Source organism: Campylobacter estrildidarum (assembly GCF_005406205.1).
In the GTDB taxonomy this organism is placed as follows: Bacteria; Campylobacterota; Campylobacteria; order Campylobacterales; family Campylobacteraceae; genus Campylobacter_D; species Campylobacter_D estrildidarum.
Map to the genome: position 1 here is coordinate 124,804 of NZ_NXLZ01000001.1, position 20,825 is coordinate 145,628.

20 protein-coding genes are annotated in these 20,825 nt (G+C 28.8%); 1 reads left to right on the forward strand and 19 read right to left on the reverse strand.

From position 1 onward, the window contains the following. Window positions 1-42: 42 nt before the first annotated feature. Entirely contained in the window at window positions 43-678 is a 636-nt protein-coding gene (locus CQA69_RS00610; RefSeq protein WP_137620029.1) for a MarC family protein, read from the reverse strand. 13 nt (window positions 679-691) lie between these two features. Further along, complete coding sequence (locus tag CQA69_RS00615; protein ID WP_137619906.1) at window positions 692-1,045, reverse strand: methionine-R-sulfoxide reductase; 354 nt, start codon at window positions 1,043-1,045, stop codon at window positions 692-694. 86 nt (window positions 1,046-1,131) lie between these two features. Here CQA69_RS00615 and CQA69_RS00620 point away from each other — a divergent pair, with 86 nt between their 5' ends. Next, complete coding sequence (locus tag CQA69_RS00620) at window positions 1,132-1,929, forward strand: ferritin-like domain-containing protein (protein ID WP_137619907.1); 798 nt, start codon at window positions 1,132-1,134, stop codon at window positions 1,927-1,929. Here CQA69_RS00620 and pssA read toward each other — a convergent pair. The 17 genes from pssA to galE all read right to left on the reverse strand — a co-directional run bounded on the left by pssA (window position 1,926) and on the right by galE (window position 20,800). Then, the gene (gene pssA / locus CQA69_RS00625; protein WP_137619908.1) at window positions 1,926-2,648 is read right to left on the reverse strand and encodes a CDP-diacylglycerol--serine O-phosphatidyltransferase; all 723 of its coding nucleotides are present in this window, start codon (window positions 2,646-2,648) and stop codon (window positions 1,926-1,928) included. The two genes, CQA69_RS00620 and pssA, sit on opposite strands and share 4 nt — an antisense overlap. Window positions 2,649-2,658: 10 nt before the next feature. Then, entirely contained in the window at window positions 2,659-3,270 is a 612-nt protein-coding gene (locus tag CQA69_RS00630) for a phosphatidylserine decarboxylase (RefSeq protein ID WP_137619909.1), read from the reverse strand. Continuing rightward, window positions 3,267-5,198, reverse strand: a complete 1,932-nt coding sequence (ftsH, locus tag CQA69_RS00635; RefSeq protein WP_137619910.1) for an ATP-dependent zinc metalloprotease FtsH — start codon at window positions 5,196-5,198, stop codon at window positions 3,267-3,269. Before ftsH ends, CQA69_RS00630 begins: the two co-directional genes overlap by 4 nt. Then, window positions 5,195-6,043, reverse strand: coding sequence for a 50S ribosomal protein L11 methyltransferase (locus CQA69_RS00640; RefSeq protein WP_137619911.1), 849 nt, complete (start codon window positions 6,041-6,043; stop codon window positions 5,195-5,197). The genes ftsH and CQA69_RS00640 overlap by 4 nt, the downstream gene beginning before the upstream one ends. Window positions 6,044-6,068: 25 nt before the next feature. Continuing rightward, a complete protein-coding gene (locus CQA69_RS00645) occupies window positions 6,069-6,461 on the reverse strand; it encodes a chemotaxis response regulator CheY (protein WP_137619912.1) in 393 nt (130 codons plus the stop codon). A 75-nt stretch (window positions 6,462-6,536) separates the two neighbouring features. Beyond that, entirely contained in the window at window positions 6,537-7,427 is an 891-nt protein-coding gene (locus tag CQA69_RS00650; RefSeq protein WP_137619913.1) for a PDC sensor domain-containing protein, read from the reverse strand. A 2-nt stretch (window positions 7,428-7,429) separates the two neighbouring features. Continuing rightward, a complete protein-coding gene (pglF, locus tag CQA69_RS00655) occupies window positions 7,430-9,199 on the reverse strand; it encodes a UDP-N-acetylglucosamine 4,6-dehydratase (configuration-retaining) (RefSeq protein WP_137619914.1) in 1,770 nt (589 codons plus the stop codon). A gap of 2 nt (window positions 9,200-9,201) precedes the next feature. Next, complete coding sequence (gene pglE, locus CQA69_RS00660) at window positions 9,202-10,362, reverse strand: UDP-N-acetylbacillosamine transaminase (RefSeq protein ID WP_137619915.1); 1,161 nt, start codon at window positions 10,360-10,362, stop codon at window positions 9,202-9,204. Window positions 10,363-10,579: 217 nt separating this feature from the next. Then, on the reverse strand, window positions 10,580-11,167 hold the full coding sequence (pglD, locus tag CQA69_RS00665) for a UDP-N-acetylbacillosamine N-acetyltransferase (RefSeq protein ID WP_137619916.1): 588 nt from the start codon (window positions 11,165-11,167) through the stop codon (window positions 10,580-10,582). Further along, the gene (gene pglC / locus CQA69_RS00670) at window positions 11,154-11,756 is read right to left on the reverse strand and encodes an undecaprenyl phosphate N,N'-diacetylbacillosamine 1-phosphate transferase (RefSeq protein ID WP_137619917.1); all 603 of its coding nucleotides are present in this window, start codon (window positions 11,754-11,756) and stop codon (window positions 11,154-11,156) included. The genes pglD and pglC overlap by 14 nt, the downstream gene beginning before the upstream one ends. Further along, a complete protein-coding gene (locus CQA69_RS00675; protein ID WP_137619918.1) occupies window positions 11,749-12,879 on the reverse strand; it encodes a glycosyltransferase family 4 protein in 1,131 nt (376 codons plus the stop codon). Before CQA69_RS00675 ends, pglC begins: the two co-directional genes overlap by 8 nt. Window positions 12,880-12,891: 12 nt before the next feature. Continuing rightward, window positions 12,892-15,039: an undecaprenyl-diphosphooligosaccharide--protein glycotransferase gene (gene pglB, locus CQA69_RS00680; protein ID WP_137619919.1), complete on the reverse strand. Its 2,148-nt coding sequence runs from the start codon at window positions 15,037-15,039 to the stop codon at window positions 12,892-12,894. A gap of 3 nt (window positions 15,040-15,042) precedes the next feature. Next, window positions 15,043-16,140 carry an N-acetylgalactosamine-N,N'-diacetylbacillosaminyl-diphospho-undecaprenol 4-alpha-N-acetylgalactosaminyltransferase gene (gene pglJ / locus CQA69_RS00685; protein ID WP_137619920.1) on the reverse strand — a complete coding sequence of 366 codons (1,098 nt, stop codon included), beginning with the start codon at window positions 16,138-16,140 and terminating at the stop codon, window positions 15,043-15,045. Next, window positions 16,128-17,057, reverse strand: coding sequence for a GalNAc(5)-diNAcBac-PP-undecaprenol beta-1,3-glucosyltransferase (pglI, locus tag CQA69_RS00690; protein ID WP_137619921.1), 930 nt, complete (start codon window positions 17,055-17,057; stop codon window positions 16,128-16,130). The genes pglJ and pglI overlap by 13 nt, the downstream gene beginning before the upstream one ends. Continuing rightward, window positions 17,050-18,126: a GalNAc-alpha-(1->4)-GalNAc-alpha-(1->3)-diNAcBac-PP-undecaprenol alpha-1,4-N-acetyl-D-galactosaminyltransferase gene (gene pglH / locus CQA69_RS00695; RefSeq protein ID WP_137619922.1), complete on the reverse strand. Its 1,077-nt coding sequence runs from the start codon at window positions 18,124-18,126 to the stop codon at window positions 17,050-17,052. The genes pglI and pglH overlap by 8 nt, the downstream gene beginning before the upstream one ends. Then, window positions 18,123-19,820, reverse strand: a complete 1,698-nt coding sequence (pglK, locus tag CQA69_RS00700) for a BC-type lipopolysaccharide transporter PglK (protein WP_137619923.1) — start codon at window positions 19,818-19,820, stop codon at window positions 18,123-18,125. The genes pglH and pglK overlap by 4 nt, the downstream gene beginning before the upstream one ends. Next, complete coding sequence (galE, locus tag CQA69_RS00705) at window positions 19,814-20,800, reverse strand: UDP-glucose 4-epimerase GalE (protein WP_137619924.1); 987 nt, start codon at window positions 20,798-20,800, stop codon at window positions 19,814-19,816. Before galE ends, pglK begins: the two co-directional genes overlap by 7 nt. Window positions 20,801-20,825 lie beyond the last annotated feature (25 nt).

The window sequence follows — 20,825 nt, forward strand, 5'->3', positions numbered from 1 at the left end:
CTCCCAATTTTTTTATATATTTATGAAAAATAAAAACCGCAGTTATATTATATTTAATTTAAAAATATTATTAAAACCAATTATAATCATCTTAAAACCCATAGCTGCAATAAACACTTGAGCAATGCGAGAGAAAATATGCAAAATAAGTTTTCCTACTATTTTTTCAATAGTTGCTGCAAAATGAAAAAGTACAAACATAAAAATAAAAGCTATAATGATGCCTCCAAAAGCTACATCTATGCCATAATCTTCAGATATAACAACCACACTTGCTAAAGCTCCTGGACCAACAAGCATAGGAAATGCCATAGGAATCAAGCTTTGGCGTAAAATTTCTTTATCATTCATTTCTTGATAAAAACTAAAATCTTTCATAATCATTTTTGTAGAAAAAAGCAAATTCTTAATCGCCATAATCATTAACACCAATCCTCCAGAAACCCTTAACTCATCTAGAGAAATACGAAAAATATAATTCATAAGCAAAGGACCTAAAAATAAAAATACAAGCATAATTATAAGTGCTGTATAAAGTATATATCTAAATAATTTTTTTCTAAGATTTAAAGGCAGGCCATCACTCATAGATAAAAACTGCGTTAAATTGCCAAATGGGTTTAAAATAGCAAGTAAGGTTATGCTAGAAAAAAACATTAAATAAATTTCAGAACTCAATTCTGATAACATTTTAACCCTTTACAAACTCCAAAGAAATTGAATTTACACAATGTCTAACATTTTTCTTTGTGAAACCTTCCCCTAAAAAAACATGACCAAGATGAGCATCACAATTTGCGCATACAATTTCAGTACGTATACCATCTTGATCAGGAATTCTTTTTATAGATCCTAAAATTTCATCATCAAAGCTTGGCCAACCGCATCCTGATTTAAATTTATCTTCCGATCTATAAAGTTTAGAACCACATTGTTTGCATAGATAAATTCCTTTTTCATAAAAATCATTATATTTTCCACTAAAAGGAGCTTCAGTCGCTTTTAATAAAATAACTTTTTTTTCTTCTTCATTTAACTTTTTCATTTCACTTTCCAAATCTTCAAAAAGAAAATTATAACAAAAATTTATTTTTTTTAATTATAATCAAAAATAAAAATCTTAGGATAAAAATGCAGCAAGAATTCTTTTCTAGTCTAGAAAAAATTTTATACGAACAAAATATTGAAGAAAAATTTAATCAATTTTCTCATTTTTATGATAATTTCAAAAGTAAAAAAATCGTCTTTAACCATGATCAAATCGGTATTTTTAAAGAAAATATAAATTCTAATTTAAAATTCATTCACCCAACAAGAATCAGACGTCCAAAATTTGTTAATTCCGCTCATTCTTTAGCTAAAATGATCCATTCTATAGCACATATTGAATTTAGTGCTATCAATTTAGCCTTAGACGCAAGTTATCGTTTTAAAAATTTACCAAAGCAATTTTACATTGATTGGTTGGAAGTTGCTGAAGAAGAAATCAAACATTTTAAGCTTTTAAATTCAGTATTAAAAGAACTTGGTTTTAAATATGGAGACTTTAGCGTACATGATAATTTAGAAGCTGCACTAAAAGCGACTCAAAATTCTTTGAACTTTAGAATGGGGGTAGTTCATCGTGGTTTAGAAGCAAAAGGTCTTGATGCAAATCCTTTTGTAGTAGCCAAATTAGAAAGCTCGAATCATCCTACAAAAACCTTATTGAAAGAAATTTTAGCCATTATTTTACATGATGAAATCAAACATGTTAAAAAAGGAGATTATTGGTGGAAATTCTCCAACGACAATCAATATAATTTTTTAGATATTTGTAAATTATTCAATCAATTTTCTCTTGCTGGAAGAAAGCTCAATGTCAATGCAAGATTACAAGCTGGATTTAGCAACGAAGAATGTGAAAACATTGCTAATTTTTATACCTAATTTCTTTTAAATTTAGAACAAATAATCGTATAAAAAGCTCGTATAATTCCATAAAGAACATATAGACTCGCTAAAGTAATTAAACTTCTAAGAGGATAAAGATATAAAAAAGAAAATATTATTATTAATATAATCAATACTTTTAAAACACTTGAACGATTAAAATCTAATTTCTTAAAACTCGGATAACGAATATTACTTACCATTAGTAAGCCTAAAACAGCTTGCAAGATTAAAAAATAAACTCCATATATTTTTAAAAAATCATAATGATAGTAACTATAAGTCCAAATAGCACTTACAACAGCTGCTGTTGGTATAGGTAGTCCTATAAAAACTGATGGTTCATATGTACCTGTTGTAACATTAAATCTTGCTAAGCGTATTGCTCCAAAAACTACGAAAAAAGCTGCTACCAAAGAACCATATCTTCCGTATTCAGATCCTATTGCCATATAAAAAAACATAGCAGGTGCAACACCAAAAGCTACTAAATCAGCTAAAGAATCAAATTCTACTCCGAATTTAGAAGTGGTTTTTGTAAGTCTAGCAACTCTTCCATCAAGTCCATCGCAAATTAAAGAAAAAATAATATAAACTAGAGCTTTATAAAAATTACCCTGTATGGAACTTATGATTGAAATCACACCTAAAAAAACAGAAGCAGCTGTAAAAAGATTTGGCAAAATATAAACAAACTGCGGCTTATTGGTATTCATTACAATCTCCTTAAATTAAATATCCCAACAAAGATCCCGATCTCACCTCATCTCCAAGTCCTACTTGTATGCGTATATTTTTTGGAAGAATTAATTTTAATATTCCATTTGTCAAAAAACCCATTTTATCTCCAGATTTTAAATCATGAGAAATAAAACCAAGATTTAATTTTCTTCCTAAAGATCCGGCATAAATTTCCAAAATTATTTTAGATGAATTTGTTGTAGCATCTATATAAATTTTTTCTTTTAAAAAATTTAATTTTCCTATTTCATCATCTAAAAAAAGCCCGTACCTAATTTTAATCTCATTGATATTCATTGCAAAGGGAGCATAAAAAGTTCCTACATTATAAAAGGAATTAGTAATGCTTATTTCTATAATTTCTCCTAGTTCTTTATGAAAAATATTATCTATTTTAGTAATTTTGCCATCTATAGGAGATAAAATAGCTTTATTGTCACTACAATCTAGATTACGATTTGGATTTCTAAAAATAAATAAAAACAATAATAATAGAAAAAAAAGTATAAAAGAAAAACTATTTAATATCCAAAAAATTATAATCAAACCTATAATTAAACTTATACTTAAATAACCTTCTTTAGCGATATATTTCATTTAGATTCTTCTTTGTTATTTTCATCAATTTCTTGCAAACGACTTGAAAGATTATTTTCATCCTCGAAATTTTTTATAATTTCACGCACTTTTACACCCTCTATAGTTTCTTCCTCATAAAGCGCTGTAACCATAGTCTCAATGGCACCTTTGTAGGTATTAAGAGTATTTTTTACATCTTCATAGCGTTCATCTAAAGTTTTTTTCACATAATCATCTAAAGATTCAGCCATTTTCTCAGAGTAATCTTTTATAGTTTGTCCTCCACTTAAAAAAGTATTTCTTTGTTTTTCAAGCACCATTAAACCAGCAATTTCACTCATACCATACATAGAAATCATTGCTTTTATAATATCCGTAGCTCTTTCTAAATCATTACTTGCACCTGTAGAAATTTCACCTATAAAAACTTCTTCTGCTGCACGACCACCTAAAAGAACATCTACTTCTGCAATTAATTCATGTTTTTGCATTAAAAATTTATTCTCTTCAGGTGTATTGAGCGTGTAACCAAGAGCTGCAAGACCTCTAGGAATAACAGATACTTTACTAACACGCTTGGCTCCTTTTGTTGTTTCGGCAATCAAAGCATGACCGCACTCATGATAAGTAACAATTTTTTTCTCTTTATCGTTAATACGACGCGATTTCTTTTCAAGCCCTGCTATAGCTCTCTCAACTGCTTCTACAAGATCATTTTGTTCCACGTGTTTTTTAGAATCTCGTCCTGCTAATAATGCAGCCTCATTAATTATATTTGCCAAATCAGCTCCAGCAAGTCCAGCAGTAAGTCTTGCAATATCTTCAACTTTTACCTCAGAGGAAATCTTAACATCTTTCATATGTACTTTTAAAATATCACATCTACCTTTAAAATCTGGCTTATCCACTAATACCTGTCTATCAAATCTACCTGGTCTTAAAAGTGCAGCATCTAAAACTTCAGGACGATTTGTAGCTGCTAAAACAATTACAGGCGAACTTTCTGTTCCAAAACCATCCATCTCCGCTAAGAGTTGATTTAGGGTTTGTTCTCTTTCATCATTTCCACCCATCATACCACTTGCCGCACGGCTTTTACCTATGGCATCAATCTCATCAATAAACACAATAGCAGGAGCTTCTTTTTTTGCGTTTTCAAATAAATCCCTCACGCGAGATGCGCCAACTCCAACAAACATTTCTATAAAAGAAGATCCAGAAACACTAAAAAATGGAACATCAGCTTCTCCAGCAACCGCTTTAGCAAGTAAAGTTTTTCCAGTTCCTGGAGGTCCAACTAACAACAATCCTTTCGGAATTTTAGCCCCAAGTTTAATATACCTTTCAGGATATTTTAAAAAATCGACAATTTCTTTTACTTCTTCTTTGGCTTCTTCTACACCTGCAACATCATTAAATTTTACTTTTGGCTTCTCAGAATTTACTAATTTTTTAGAACTTCCTATACCCAAAATCGATCCACCCATATTTTTTTGCATACGACTTGCTAAAAACATCCAAATTCCAAAAAATATAAAAACAGGCAAAACCCAAGAAAAAAGAATATCTGTAAACCAATTTGTTTCAGAATATGCCCCATAAGCAATATTTTTACTATCGAGTAAACTTACAAGCTCAGGATCAATTACTTTTTTTGCTGTATAAACTGTATTATGCATACTTGATACCGCTTTTATAGTAGTTTGTCCTATACTTACTTGATTAATTTGACCGCTTTCTATTAGCTTTTTGAGCTCAGAATAAGGAATACTTTTATAGGTTTCTCTTCCGCTTAGGACCCCATTAAAAGAAGTATTTCCATCAAATAAACCTTTAAAAATAACTATCATCACAATGGCAAAAATTGCAAAAATAAAAATTGGATTCTTGTTAAAGAAATTATTATTACCCTGCGAATTGCCTTTATTGTTTGAAGAATTATTCATTGCTTTTCCTTTTTATTTTTATATACAAAAGAGCACCATTCATTGATTTTTAATTCATCAATAAGCTCTAAATCTTGAAATTTTTCTTTAATTCTTATCTGATATTTATCTAAAATTCCAGATAATATAAGTATAGCATTCTCTTTTAAATGTTGTTTAATATCTTTCTCTAAAACCAAAATAACATCTGCGATAATATTTGCTACAATCAAATCGTAATTAAGTTTTGCCTTATCGATAGAACCTTTCCAGGAATTTTTAAAACAAACATCATTTAATTTTGCATTTTCTAAGGAACTCGAAATAGCCAACTCATCGGTATCACAAATTTCAACCTTGCATCCTAGTTTTGACATCGTGATACCTAAAATTCCGCTGCCACAACCTAAATCTAAAGCTAATTTATCTTTTTTTGCAAATTTTTGTAAAAATTTTATGCAAGAATATGTACTTTCATGATGACCCGAACCAAAAGCTAAAGCGGGATTTATTTTTATATTTATACAGCCTTTTTTTTCTTCTTCCCAAGTCGTATGAATATAAACATTATCGATTAAAACGGATTTAATATTTTTTTTATATTCTTCTATCCAATCTTTATTTTCTTTTTCTGCAATCGTTTTATCAAAAACGATATTTTCTTTTATATTAAATTTTTCCATCAGTTTTTGATTAAAAACCTCAAGAGCCCAAGAGAGTTCTTCTAAACTCTCATCTGAACGTATATAAATTCCTTTATTTTTTTCTTCTATTGCCTCTATTCCTAAATCAAAAATAAAATCGAGAAATAAATTTTTATACTGTTTATCTACCTTAAAAAATAATTCATAATAAAATTTCTGCATTTAATATTTTTTAAAATTAACGCAACTATTCAGCAGGAATTTCTCCACTCCCAGTTCCTAAAACATCTTCAAGCTTTTCTTTTAACACTTGAGGAGTAAATGGCTTTACAATGTAATTATTAACACCTGCTTTTAAAGCTGTAATTACCTCGGCTTTTCCACCCTCAGTTGTAACCATAATGATAGGCATATCTTCATATTTTTTTTCAGCACGAACTTTTTTTACAAGTTCCAAACCATTCATTTCTGGCATATTCCAATCAGTAATCAAAACTTGAACATCTTCATTTTTAGTAAGTAAATCCCAAGCTTCAACTCCATGTTCAGCCTCAAGAACATCATTATGTCCGAGTCTTGTTAGGGTATTCTTAATTATCCTTCTCATGGTAGAACTGTCATCAACAACTAACAATTTCACAATTTGTCCTTTCAAAAATTTTATTTTATTATAAACTTTTTTAATTACCAAAAATTAATTATAGCATTTTTTTCCTTAATTATTCTTATATTTTACTGTAAATAAATAAATACTAAGTCCTATTAAAAGAAGATTAATACCTCCAATAAGATAAAATACATAAAGCATTTGTGATAAATCACTTGAAACGAGTTTAAAAACTAACATCAAAGCTTCTATAGCTAAAGCAATAATAATAGACCCTAAAAATCTCACCATGGTTTTTTGGATTCCATTTACTTCCTTTTTAGTTCTTCCTAACACTTCTTCTTCTACAATAGTTTTAGTCAGATCAAAAATAGCCAAAGCTAAGGTAATCGCTATAGTACTTTGAAAAATAATTTGTATTTCAACGCTTTTCTCAAAATAAAATAAACTTGATAAGCCTTTTTGAAATAAAAAACAAGTGATGATAAATAAAACTATCGCAAAACAAAAATATACTATGCGACCAAAATGCATAAAAGCTGTCTCAAAATAGCCAGACTCTATCATTTTTAAAATATTTGTCAAGCTAATATCAATACAAACTACAAATAATAAATTATTCTTATCGTCGTAAATAGGCATTGAAGCAGTTACACACAATTCATTATTCAAGCTTGAAGGATAAGGATCGCTAAGAATACACCGCTTAAGATTAACAGCTCTATAAAAATAAGCTTTTGAGCTCTTATCCTCCCCATCTCCAATTTCATATTCTTTTTTTAAAGTAATAATATCTCCAATCTGTTTTCCTGAAGTATCAAGTATATATAAAGCATCAAAAATCGAAATATCATGTTCAATTTTATCCAAAGCAGCATGTATACTTTCGATGTGAATATTAGGAAGTTTATTGGGTAAATTTCTTGTTAAAATATAAGTCATATAAGCTCTAGCTTTATAACGATTATCTTCAAATTTTTGTATATCTTTAATAAACATATTTAATTACCTTCGATATTGTGCTTAAATTCAGGCACGATTTCATTTAAAACTTTAATTATATCTTTATTTTGTTTAAGAATTTCAATTTGGGAATTTAAAAAAGCTAAATCAATTTTTTCATTTTTTACTACAAAAATACTTTCATACTTCGTTTTAGCGTCATTTTCATCGATTAAAAGCTCTTCAAAAAGCTTTTCCCCTTTTCTAAGTCCTACAATCTTAATTTCTAAATCGGGACGATTTGAAAGCAAAAGCATTTTTTTAGCCAAATCTATAATCTTAACAGGTTTTCCCATATCCAATACAAAAAGCTCTCCTCCTTTTGCAATAGCTCCAGCTTGTAAGACAAGTTGCACAGCCTCATTTACAAGCATAAAATAACGCACGATATCAGGATGTGTCAAAGTTAAAGCTTCACCTTTCTCAATTTGAGCTCTAAATTTAGGTATAACACTTCCACTTGATCCTAATACATTGCCAAAACGCACACAGGCAACTTCAAAATCAGAACTTGAAGAACTTAATGTATAAAGCTCGCAAACCCTTTTTGTACATCCCATAACACTTGTTGGACGCACAGCTTTATCTGTGCTGATCATCACAAATTTCTTAACACCATTGGTTTTAGCACTATCGGTTAAAATTTTTGTTCCTACTATATTATTAATTACAGCAGTATAAGGGTTTTGCTCACAAAGTGGGACATGTTTATAAGCAGCAGCGTGTAAAATTAACTCAGGTTGATATTTTTTTAATGCCTTGTCAATAGAATCTTGATCTAAAATGCTCATCATTAAAGGAGTAATCTTATCTTTAAAATTTTGCAATTCTTCATTAATTTTATAAAGATTAAATTCGCTATGATCAAGCATTATAAGATGTTTTGCACCAAATTTAATACATTGTTTGCAAAGCTCACTTCCTATAGTTCCACCTGCCCCGCTTACTAAAACAACCTTATCTTTTAAAAATGCTGCTACAGCGCCATCATCTAAATCTTTTGGCTTTCTAGCTAAAAGATCTTCTATACTGATATCTCTAGTTTTATTTTGAGTAAAAGAAAATATTTTAACATCTATAATGCCATAGTCTATTAATTCTTCAAAAAGCTTTTTTAAAGATTCTTGCTCTAACTTCAATGCAATAATAGCTGTTTTAATACCATCTTGAACATAGTCTTTGATTTTGCTTTTATCTTGAACGATAAATTTGTCACAATAAGTCCCTATAAGCTCTTTTCTCTCATCAATCACCCCAACAGGATAAAATCCTAAACTCCCCTCTCTTGCACCTTTTAATAAATGCAAAGCCTTAGAAGTCGCTCCTATAACGATACAAGGATTTTCCCGCTCGGCTTTGGAAGATTTAAAATCCACAAGCATCCTTTTGCTAATTCTTAAGGTTCCAATAAACATATAAGATATAACAAAATCAATTCCTATTGCACTTCTTGGAAAAGGATTAAAAAAATCGCTAAAAAAATAAAAGATTATCAAAAAACAAAATTCAGCTAAAGCTAAAGCAAAGAAAATCTTTCTTGCTTCATTTAAGGAAAAAAATCTCCAAGCAACTTTATAAATTCTAAAAATAAACAAAAAAGCTATTTTTAAAACAAGTAAAATCACTCCCGCTTTAAACATACCTTGATAGAAAATATTTGCAATATCTCCGCTAAAACGCAAAGAAAAAGCTAAATATATAGAAAGAGAAAATAAAATAATATCAAAGCATAAAAAAAAGATCAATCTCCTACTTTTATAAAAATCCATAATTATCCCTTTATACTCTTAAGAATAAGTTCTGAAATTTCTTTCACATCTTTTTTCTCCATAGCTGTTCCACTTGGCAAACATATTCCTTTTTCAAAAAATAGCTCACTATTTCCATTGACATAAGCTTTACAACCCTGAAAAACTGCTTGAGTATGCATAGCTTTCCAAAGCGGACGAGTTTCAATTTGTTCTTTTTTTAAATCATCTATTAATTTAGAAATTTTAGGATGTAAAGGTATATTTTTTTGAGAAATATTTATATTTTTTTCGCATGAATTGAGCTCTTTAATATCAAAATCAATCAAAGCAGTACTTAACCAACGATTACTTCTTGAATCTTTTAATTCATCTAAAAAAGTTAATTTATCTCCTAAAAATTCTTTATACCAATTATAAATTTCTCTTTTTTTAAGCACCCTTTGTTCTAAAACTTCCATTTGTGCTAAACCAATAGCACCTAAAACATTGCTTAAGCGATAATTATATCCATAATCTAAATGTTCATAATGCAAACAATCTTCTCTTGCTTGAGTACTATAAAATCTCGCTTTTTCTACCTTTGCTCCATCTTTACCTACAAGCATACCGCCACCCGAAGTTGTAATAATTTTATTACCATTATAAGAATAAGCTCCAAATTCTCCAAAGGTTCCTAAAGCTTTTTCTTTATAAAAGCTTCCCAAAGCTTCAGCCGCATCTTCGATTAAAATAATATTATTTTCATTACAAATTTGCATAATCTCATCCATCTTTGCAGAATTTCCATAAAGATGAGTTAAAATTAAAGCTTTTGGTTTTTTTTCACACTCTTTGATAGCACGCTTTAAAAGTGTAATATCAAGATTATAAGTTTCATCACAATCTATAAAAACTGGTTTGGCCTTAAGGTAGCAAATAGGTGCGACTGAAGCTATAAAAGTAAAGGATGAGGCTAAAACTATGTCATCTTGTCCTACTCCTGCAACCCTCAAAGCTAAATGCAAAGCTGCAGTGGCAGAATTAAGAGCTAAAGCATTCTCGCTTTTACTATATTCTTTAACACTTTGTTCAAAACGATTGACAAATTCACCCAAAGGAGCAATATAATTGCTCTTAAAAACTTCTTCAATATATTTTAATTCATTGCCACTCATATGAGGAGGAGAAAGAAAAAATCTCATTTTTTATCCTTTATAAAGAGATTTATTATGCTATACATTGTATCTAAAATAATTTACTAAGAATTAAACATTGAATTTCTTTTTGTAAAATTTAAAGCTTGTTTTATCGCTTTTTAAATCTTCTATATATTTAAAATATTTTATTTTCTACATTATAAAAAAATAAAAGTTTAAAAAAACTTTATCTATCTATTAATATTATTTGAAATTTTCTCATCTACATCCTTTTTGCAGGTACTCCTGCAAAAACACCTTTTTCATTTTGGCTTTTAATCAAAGTTGATCCTCCGCCTAAAATACTATCATCGACTAAGCTTAAATTTGGCAAAACACAAGAATTAATTCCTAAAAGACAATTTTTTCCTATTTTTACATTGCCTGCACACTTAGCCCCAACACTAATGTGTGAAAATTCTCCAATTTCGCATTCATGCTCGATCACGCTTGAAGTATTTAAAATAACCCCTTTTGAAATTTTTACTCTTGCATTGACTACAACATAAGGCATAATTAAAATTCCAGCATCTTTTTCTATAAAGGCACTAGGACTAATGATCGCACTTGGATGAATGAGATTGACTATTTTAAAACCGCTTTGAGAAACTTTTTCAAAAAAATCTTTTCTTAATTGATTATTTCCTATGGCAATGAAAAAATCATATTTTTCTAAATTTGGATCAAAAGGCTTTGCTTTAAAATCATCTAAAAAAATACACTCCTTGTAACCTAAACTTAAGGCAACGTCTTCACAAACTAGCCCATGTCCGCCGGCACCATAAATATAAATTTTTTCAGTTCTTGCCATTGAATTTCTCTGTTGTAACATGTCCTTCTTTGCTCACTCCACTTCTTTTTAGAACTTTTAAAGCCGTTAAAAACATAATTTTGAAATCAAATAAAAAACAAAGGTGTTCTACATAATACACATCAAGTTCAAATTTCTTTTCCCAAGAAATCGCATTTCTACCATTTATTTGTGCCCATCCTGTAATACCTGGACGAACACTATGACGCAATTTTTGTCTTTCATTATAAAGAGGCAAATACTCCACCAATAAAGGACGAGGCCCAACAAAACTCATATCACCTTTTAAAACATTGAAAAGTTGCAAAAGTTCATCTAAACTTAAAGATCTTACAAGTTTTCCAAAAGCCTTTAAACGCTTTTCATCTGGTAAAAGTTCCCCATTTTCATCTCTTTCATCGCTCATTGTTTTAAATTTATAAATTTTAAAAATTTTTTCATTTAAACCTGGTCTATCTTGAGTAAAAACAACACTTCCTTGAGTTAGTTTTAAAAGCAAGGCAGTTATAAAAATAATTGGTGAAAACAATACAAGCAAAAATAAAGCTAGATAAAAATCAAAAATTCTTTTCAAAAACTGATTATACATTTTCAATTGCCTTTTTATAAATTTCCAAATAACGCTGTGCTATAATATTTTCATCATATTGTAAAGCATCTTTAGCTGCATTTGCGCCTAAATTATCCCTTAACTTTTCATCGTTTAATAAAAGTTCAATTTTATCAGCCAAATCCTTAGCATCTCCCGTTTGAAACCAAAGCCCATCATAAGCGTTTGAAATTGCCTCTACACATCCTTCGCAATCGCTTACCACAATAGCTTTGCCACAAGCCTTAGCCTCTAAAACACTCACAGGAAACCCCTCTTTATAGCTTGGTAGAACAAAAATATCACAATTTTGCAATAATTCCACTATATCATTTCTTGATCCTAGATAATGCACATAGCCTGAATTTAAAAATTCCAAACTCGCACAAGAAGGATTATCGTCTCTTCCGCCAACTAAAACAAAACTGGCTCTTTCTTTTAACAAATCTGCACTTTCATAAAATTCTTTAATCCCTTTGTGCCACAAAGCCCTTGCTATCATTAGAACAATAGGTTTTTTTTCTATATCTAAATTTTGCCAAAAAATTCTTTTTGACTCGTTATTTATTTTTATAGGAAAAAATTTTTTAAGATTGATACCAACTGATTTGATGATAAAAATTTTTTCTTGCTTAAGTCCTAAATTTCTCATAAAAAAAGCGTTGCTTTCATTAACAAAAATGAAACCATTTGCAAGCTTAAAAGAAATTTTATACAATAAATTTATATTCCATCTTACCATCTTGCTTTTTAAATTATTATCAATATAAAAAGAACCAAGACCTTCTACTAAGCCAAAAATACATTTAATTTTAGCTAATTTAGCAGCTATAATTCCAAAAGTATTGCTTTTGTGTGCGGCACATTGGATAAGATCTAAATTTAAACTTTTTAAGACATTTTTTAAATGAAAAAAATTTTTTAAAACCACAAAAGGATTTAAACTGGATCTTGAAAAATCATAAATAATAAGATTTAAATTTAACTCTTGAAGCTTTTGTGTGTATTCATCTTTTGGGACTATGATAAAAATCTCATATTTTTGCTCCATTAAGGCTTTGATAATCGGCATTCTAAAATGATATATACTTGCTCCTGCATGGGATAAAAAACCTATTTTCATTAAAATAAAGTCCTATCTTTTTAGTTTAAACACTTTGGCATCTTGGGTGTTAATCACCAAATCAAATAAATTTTTATCATAATTTCCTAAAAAAAACATTTGCACAAAAGCACTATCAAACATAACCTTGTTCATTAATATAAATTGTATATACGGAATGGTGCTATTTTTAATATAAAAAAGATAATATTGTCCGTTTTCGTCAATTGGAATTTCTTTATAGTCATTTTGCTGTATAGAATTTAATTCTATAAAACTATGAATATCTACTGAAGTACCATTATCAAACCTTAAACTTCTAAAATCATCGCTCAAATAAACTCCATTACTTAATAAAATTTCTCCATTTTGATTACTTAAAGGGTAAGCTGCACTAAAAACAAATGGTTGATTAAATTTTCCAGTATCAAGATTGATCAAAGAAAAACTTGCAATAGTTGAGAAAATAAAAGACATTCTAGCTGGCATATAAATATAAATATCTCGCGTTTTAGGCATATTTATTTTAAAATCAGGCTTAGATAAAGAATTTAAAAATAAATCAACATTACTTTCATTATAATCTTTCATCATTGCTTGCAAAATATCTTTTTTTAAAAGACTATCGTTAGGAGCATAAAAACTTTTTTCTGTATATTCTACACTTAATCTTGCCATATTAGCTGCAGATATTTGATCTTTAGTTAAAACAAACGAAGGAAAAAAGTTATCTTTTCCTAAATGTTTCCCCCCATCAACTAAAGTTTTAACATCACTATAATAACGGATTGGATAACCATAATCCCACCAAGCCACAACATAATCTTCTCTATTTGCAATTTTTTTCAATTGATCTAGTTGCTTTGCTTCATTTTGAGAAAAAACCGTTGGTGCTTTATAAATATAAATATGAAAAAATGTCGGGATTAAGGATAAAAAAACAACTAAAGCGGTAATAGTATTGACTACCTTTAAATCGTATTTTTTTAAATTAATTTCTCTTAAAGAACAAATCAAAAAACCAAATCCAAGAGCCAAAATAGGCACAGCATAGATAGTAAAACGAAGCCCACCTTTTAAAGCTAAAAAACCCAAAAAAAGCATAGGTAAAGTTAAAATCATACTTTTATGATTGATTATAAGCCAAACTAAACCGATCATAGAAACACAAAATGTAATCTCATTAGCACTGATTCTTTTCATAAAAACGCTCAAATCAATACTTTCAACTTCTTGTATGGTTTGATTAACATTAAAATAAACAAAACCTTGTGTTAAATTTGAACTTTCATCGGATCTAAAAATATAAAATTTAAGCTGATAGAGAATAGGATCAACTCCGCCACTTAAAATCAAAAAAATCAAAGTTAAAATTCCCAAAATAATTAAAAATTTTAATTTAAAATACTCATTTTTAAAAACGTAAAAACAAAATAATAACACTATAATAGCACTTTGATAAAACCAAGCAATATTAGAAAGCGTTATGAGCATTAAAATGATACTCATATAAAAAATAGTTTCTTTTCTATGAAAAACAAGAGCATATAATAAAAAACACCCTATTAATGCAACATTTAAGGTATAACTTGAAGGATACCACCAAAGATAAATCATGACAATAAAAGGCAAACATATGAAAGATAATAAATCTTTTCGTAAAACAAGTCGTATCATAAAAAATAAAATAAAAAGAGGTAAAACTATAACAAGCATATCTGTATCATAGTAACCTGCCATAGTCCTATTATAATAGCTATTAGCTATACTCGCAAGTAGTGCTGCTACGAAACCAGCTAAAGGACGCTTATATTCATTAGCAATCAAAACAAGAGGTATAATAATCAAAGAAGAAAGAAAAACACTCATATATAAAATAATGGTTTCAAAACTAAAAGGACTAAGTTTATAAATCCAATAAGTAAGCGTAGATAAAGGGGAATTAAAATAAGATAAATCATTAGGCTGATGAAATCCTGCTATCATATCTCTTGCACCTTCTGCAAAAGCATAGCCATCGTTTGAAGTTATCATAAGTTGATTATTAAAAAAATACTCATTAAACTGACTCGCCCAAAAAACCCAATAAAACCTACACACGACACTAAAAATGTAAGCACTAAAAATCATAAAAAACAATAAAATCAAATTTTGGTTTTTAAAATACTCTTTTTTTAACATATCCTATCCTATTAAATGCTCCAAAGTATTGCGTGCAATTTTCACCTTATCAAAATCAAGGGCTCTACCTTTGGCTTTATTTTTATAAGCTTGTCTTAAATTTTCATCTTCAAGCATCGTTTTTAAACCATTAAACATAGAATTTTCATTATCAACTTCAACCAATAATCCAAACTCATCATTTCCAAAAAGCTCTCTAGCTCCGCTTTTATGATCGGTACAAACAACAGCACATCCACAAGCTAAGCTTTCGATTAAAACATTTGAAAAACCTTCAAACACTGAAGCAAATGCAAAAAATTCGCATTTACTCATATATTTATAAGGATTATTATCAAAACCTAAAAGCAAAACTTGACTTTCTAATCCAAGCTCTTTTATCAAATTTTCTAATTCATTTTTTAAAATTCCCTCACCTAAAATAACAAGTTTTAAATTTGTTTTAAGTCTTGCATAAGCACGGATAAGCAAAGCGTGATTTTTTCCAGCATCTAATCTTCCAACACTTAAAATAAATTTATCTTTTAAAGCAATTTCTTCTTTGGATTTTTGCTCTATATTTTCTAAATCTATAGCATTATATAAAATTTTACATTGTTCTTTTTGGATTTTAAAATTTTGCACTAAATCCTCTAAATTTCCTTTAGAATTTGGCAAAATCAAATCCGCTTTTGGATATAAAAAAGAAATCAAAAATTTATTTGCCCAAGAATTAAAATTATTTTTTTTATACATCACGCTTGGAGTAGTGCATTCATTGATAACTAGGCGAGTTTTATTGCCAAAAATTCTTGCCATTAAAGCTATATAGTTTGGACGATTCAAAAACACAAATTCGGTATTTATATTTAAATTTTTACACATTTTTTTATATTTTAAAGCCAAAAATGGAAGTTTAATCAATTTTAAAATCGCATTTTCACTAGGCTTGGAATGTTCTAAAAAATGGATATTGCATTTTGGTATTTCATAAGAAATTTTCTCATTCATTAAAATCAAATGCACTTCAAATTTAAGATTTAACATAGGAAGTAAAGTTGCCACAACTCTTTCAGCACCACCACTTCCTAAAGAATAAATAAAAATTGCTAATTTTTGCATAAACTCGTCCGTATTTTAGATAATTTTTTAATCATACTACTTGGAATTATACTTAAAATGAGTAATATTAAAGCAGGTGTATTTATCTTGATGCTCAAACTTTTAAATAAACAACGATAAAGCTCTTTAAATTTTCCTCCAAGTTTTGCATAATATGCCGCCATTTTATAATAAATTGCACACATATTTTTATAATCTTTATCTCCTGTTTGATTTAACTCATTTTCCAAAATTCTAGCAAGTTCTAAATAACCAAGATAAACCCTAATAGCATTTTTACTTGCCGCTAAAGTTACACTATCGCTTCTATTTAAACGATAAATTCGAAAGGCTTGGTGAATATAAAAAGTTTTTTCCTTGTATAGGTGTATCCAAAGTGTTGCTTCATTTCCATAAAATTCTTCATTAAAACGCTGATTTTCGAGTAAAGATTTTTTAAAAATAGAAAAAAACTCTCCGTGAAATTTTCCCATCAAAAAATCTTTTTTGTAAAGTTCTTGATCTTTATCTAAGCCCCTTCCGCTAAATTCTTGAGTTAGCTTTCCTTCTTTTTCAATCAAGCAATTTCCAATAACATGAGAATAACCCTCATTAATTTTTTGCATTAAAATTTCTAAGGCGCTAGGCAAAAGCTCGTCATCATCATCCAAAAAACTTATAAATTCTCCATTAGCATAATCTAAGCCATTGTTTTTGTTTCCATTAGGCCCTGCTTTATATTTATCATTTAAAACATATTTTATGCGATCATCTTGTTTTTGCATTTCTTGCACTATATCTTTTGTTTCATCGTTGGAATGATCATCGCTAATGATGATCTCTATATCTTTATAATTTTGCCTTTGTATGCTTTCAATGGCTTTTTTAAGCAAATTTGGACGCTTAAAAGTAGGAACTATAATCGAAATTTTAGGCATAAATAACCTCATCAATTAATTTTAACCATTGTTTTTTTATCTCATTGATATCAAAATTGATACATCTTGTTTTAGCATTTTTCACCAAGCTAGATCTAAAATCTTCATTTTGTAAAACAAATTCAATCTTTTTTGCCAACATTTCTGCGTCGTCACATTCTACTAAAATTCCATCTTTATTATCTTCGATTAAATCCCTAGCTCCATCATAATACAAAGTTGAAATTCGGCACACGTTAAAATACAAACTTTCTATAAGCACAGTTGGTAAGCCTTCGACAAAAGAGCAAAGGCAAAGTATCTTAGCTTTTTTATAAAGCTCTTTAACATTTTCTACTTTGCCTAAAAATTCTACCTTTATATCCATCTCTTTAGCTTTTTTTTCAAGAACTAGTCTTAATTCTCCATCACCTGCTACAACGAAACGATAGCTTTTTTGTATATTTTGATCTAATTTAGAGATTGCTTTTAAAAACATCATAGGATTTTTATTTGCATCTAAACGACCCACAAAAAGAATTAAATTTTCTTTTTCAAAAGAAGTTTCTAATGAAATTTCAGAGCTAAAATGACAAGGATTTAACAAAAGCTTAACCCTTTTTACAAATTTTTGATAATAAATTTGATCGCTACTACCTAAAACACTTAAAGCATCACAATAAGGATAAGTCAAACGCCTTAAAAATCTCCAAATTTTAGATTTTAAATAAGCTTGATTACTATGCTCGCTGATAATTAGTGGGGTATTAAGCCCGATTTTAGCGATAATACAAGCTATATTTGTGGTATCTAAAAAAGAAATAAATACATCGCTTGGAGTTTGATTTAAAAATTTTCTTAAAGTAAAAAATTTTCTAAAACGGCTTGCAATTTTGTGATAGATTGTATCAAATCTAAACTCAGGTAAGGTTTTAAGAGTAATATTATTTTCTAATTTGTAAAAAGAATTCCCTTGATGAAATTTTATAATACTCACTTCATGTTCTTTGCAAAGTGCATTAGCCAAAGTTACCAAAACACGCTCTGCACCACCTGAGTTTAAAGTCGCTATAATAAAAGTAACCCTCACTTAACTTCCTTAATCAATTTACCATATTCTAAACGATAAATGCTATCACAATTTGTTATGGTAGAAAGACGATGAGCAATGATAATCATCGTTTTATCTTTTGAAATTTTATAAATTTCATCCATAATCTTAGCTTCACTTTTAATATCAAGCGCTGATGTTGCTTCATCAAGAATTAAAATTTCAGGTTCTAAATATAAAGCTCTAGCAATGGCTATACGTTGCTTTTGCCCCCCGCTTAAATTACTTCCACCATCTCCAACTTTTGTCCAAATTCCATCAGGAAGATGTTTGATAAAATGCTCCAAATTTGCTTGTTTAATCACTCTAAAAAGCCTTTCTTCATCAATCTCATCTCCAAAGCTAATATTTTTAGCAATGCTATCATTAAAAAGATAGATATTTTGAGGAATATAACCTATTTTTTGACGATATTTTTTGGCGTTTTTGGAATTTAATTCGACCCCATCAATCAAAACTTTTCCCTCTTTGGGAGTTAAAAGTCCTAAAATAATATCTACTAAAGTACTCTTACCACAACCACTTTCTCCTATAAAAGCAATTTTTTCACCTTTTTTTATTTCCAAATTTAAACTCTTGAAAAGGTTTTTTTTACCCTTGTAACCAAAACTTAAATTTTCAAGTCTAAGTTCTTTTTTGAAAGAAATTTCTTCATCACCTAAATTTTCTTCTTCTTGTTTAAAAATTTGATAAATAATATCCAAAGAAGAACGGTAGTAAATCAAATCATGATAACTTGTAATAATACGATTTGCGCTTGGCATCAGACGATAAAGTGCTAAAACAAAAATAGAAATCGTAGCTAAGATATTAGAAATATCACTTTCATTTTTAAAAACTAAAAAAACAACAATAAAAACAAGGACACAAAAGCCCACTCCTTCTAAATAAATTCTAGGAATGGCACCCATACTTTCATTAGTGATATTTGCCTTGGCAAAAATTTCACTTTGAGCCTTAAAAAGATTTAGAATTCCATCTTCTTTGGTTTTTAATTTGATAAGTTTGAAATTGTTTAAATTTGTATTTAAAATTTCAAAAAAATTTTTCATCGCTTCTTCACGTCTAAGCCCTGCTTTTTTAATAATTGGGCTTAAAATTTTTATTAAAATCAAAGCATTAATCACCATAAAAATACTTAAAAATAAGGTAATTTTATAATTAATCAAAAGCATTAAAACATAAAGCAAAATCACAACAAAAATTTCACTCATCATCAGTAAAAATGAAGAAATCATTGTGCTTAGATTATAAACTTCTCCTGTGATAGATTTTAAAATTTCGGATTGATTTTTTTGTGTGAAATCTTCATAATTTATATTTAAAAATTTTGCAAAAACTTTATAAGCAATATTATGATATCTTCCCTTAGAGAATTTAGCCAACAAGTGGAAATAATAACTATTTAAAAAAGCCCTTAAAATATAAAAAACAATCAACGCAAAGCCAAAATAAACAATGATTTTAAATGTTGGTAGGGCCAAGTAATTTTTAATCTCTATTAGATAATGATTACGATCAAAATACGAAAAATCACTCGCTAAAGTGACAAAGGGCATCACTAAAGAAATTGCAAAACTTTCTATAAAAGAAATAAAAACTGAAAAAAAAAGCAAAGAAAATAAAAATCTTTTATCTTCTTTGCTTAAAATAAAAAATAATTTTTTTAACACTGCTTTTCCCAATCATATGCTGACTTACAAATGAGATCTAAATCATCAAATTTTGGCTGCCAAGAAGTTAAAGTTCTTATTTTTTGTGCATCAGAAATTAAAACACTTGGATCACCTGCTCTACGCGGAGCAAGCTCTACTTTAAAATCAACTCCAGTTACTCTTTTCATAGACTCAATGACTTCTTTTACACTAAAACCATGTCCATAACCTACATTAAAAATATCACTTTCGTGTTCTTCTAAGTATTCTAAAGCAGCTAAATGCGCACTTGAAATATCATCGACATGGATATAATCCCTTATACAAGTTCCATCTTTTGTGTCATAATCATCGCCAAATATAAACATTTTATCACGTTTTTTTGCTGCACATTCTGCTGCTACTTTTATGAGTAAAGTTGCTTTTGGATAACGTTGACCTATATTAAAATCCATACAAGCACCCGCAACATTAAAATATCTTAAAATACAATATTTAAACTCTGGATGTGCCATATTTGCATCTTTTAAAACCCATTCACTCATCAATTTACTTTTTCCATAAGGATTGATAGGCGCTAATGGACTATTCTCACTTACAACCGAAGTTTGAGGTTCTCCATAGGTTGCAGCCGTAGAAGAAAAGATAAATTTATTTACACCTGTTTCTATACAAGTTTTAATTAAATTAGTCGTATTTACCGTATTATTCATATAATATTTTAAAGGATCTTGCATACTTTCAAAAACTTCAATACTTGCTGCAAAATGAACGATAGCATCAAATTTTTCCCTTTCAAATAAAGATTTCACCTCTTTAAAATCACTCAAATCTAATTCAAAAAATTTAAAATCTCTTATGCTTTGCAAATCATTAATTGCAATTTTTGATCCCTTAGAAAGATTATCTAAAACGCAAAGCTCATGATCTGTTTTTAAAAATTGTCTCAAAGTATGAGAACCGATATATCCTGCACCACCGCTGATAAGAATTTTCATCATTTTTCCTTTCTAAAATTAACTT

Coding starts and splice junctions, on each gene's coding strand:
- CQA69_RS00615 (WP_137619906.1), bottom strand. CDS start 1,045: ATGAAAAAGTTAAATGAAGAAGAAAAAAAAGTTATTTTATTAAAAGCG.
- CQA69_RS00620 (WP_137619907.1), top strand. CDS start 1,132: ATGCAGCAAGAATTCTTTTCTAGTCTAGAAAAAATTTTATACGAACAA.
- pssA (WP_137619908.1), bottom strand. CDS start 2,648: ATGAATACCAATAAGCCGCAGTTTGTTTATATTTTGCCAAATCTTTTT.
- CQA69_RS00630 (WP_137619909.1), bottom strand. CDS start 3,270: ATGAAATATATCGCTAAAGAAGGTTATTTAAGTATAAGTTTAATTATA.
- ftsH (WP_137619910.1), bottom strand. CDS start 5,198: ATGAATAATTCTTCAAACAATAAAGGCAATTCGCAGGGTAATAATAAT.
- CQA69_RS00640 (WP_137619911.1), bottom strand. CDS start 6,043: ATGCAGAAATTTTATTATGAATTATTTTTTAAGGTAGATAAACAGTAT.
- CQA69_RS00650 (WP_137619913.1), bottom strand. CDS start 7,427: ATGTTTATTAAAGATATACAAAAATTTGAAGATAATCGTTATAAAGCT.
- pglF (WP_137619914.1), bottom strand. CDS start 9,199: ATGGATTTTTATAAAAGTAGGAGATTGATCTTTTTTTTATGCTTTGAT.
- pglE (WP_137619915.1), bottom strand. CDS start 10,362: ATGAGATTTTTTCTTTCTCCTCCTCATATGAGTGGCAATGAATTAAAA.
- pglD (WP_137619916.1), bottom strand. CDS start 11,167: ATGGCAAGAACTGAAAAAATTTATATTTATGGTGCCGGCGGACATGGG.
- pglC (WP_137619917.1), bottom strand. CDS start 11,756: ATGTATAATCAGTTTTTGAAAAGAATTTTTGATTTTTATCTAGCTTTA.
- CQA69_RS00675 (WP_137619918.1), bottom strand. CDS start 12,879: ATGAAAATAGGTTTTTTATCCCATGCAGGAGCAAGTATATATCATTTT.
- pglB (WP_137619919.1), bottom strand. CDS start 15,039: ATGTTAAAAAAAGAGTATTTTAAAAACCAAAATTTGATTTTATTGTTT.
- pglJ (WP_137619920.1), bottom strand. CDS start 16,140: ATGCAAAAATTAGCAATTTTTATTTATTCTTTAGGAAGTGGTGGTGCT.
- pglI (WP_137619921.1), bottom strand. CDS start 17,057: ATGCCTAAAATTTCGATTATAGTTCCTACTTTTAAGCGTCCAAATTTG.
- galE (WP_137619924.1), bottom strand. CDS start 20,800: ATGAAAATTCTTATCAGCGGTGGTGCAGGATATATCGGTTCTCATACT.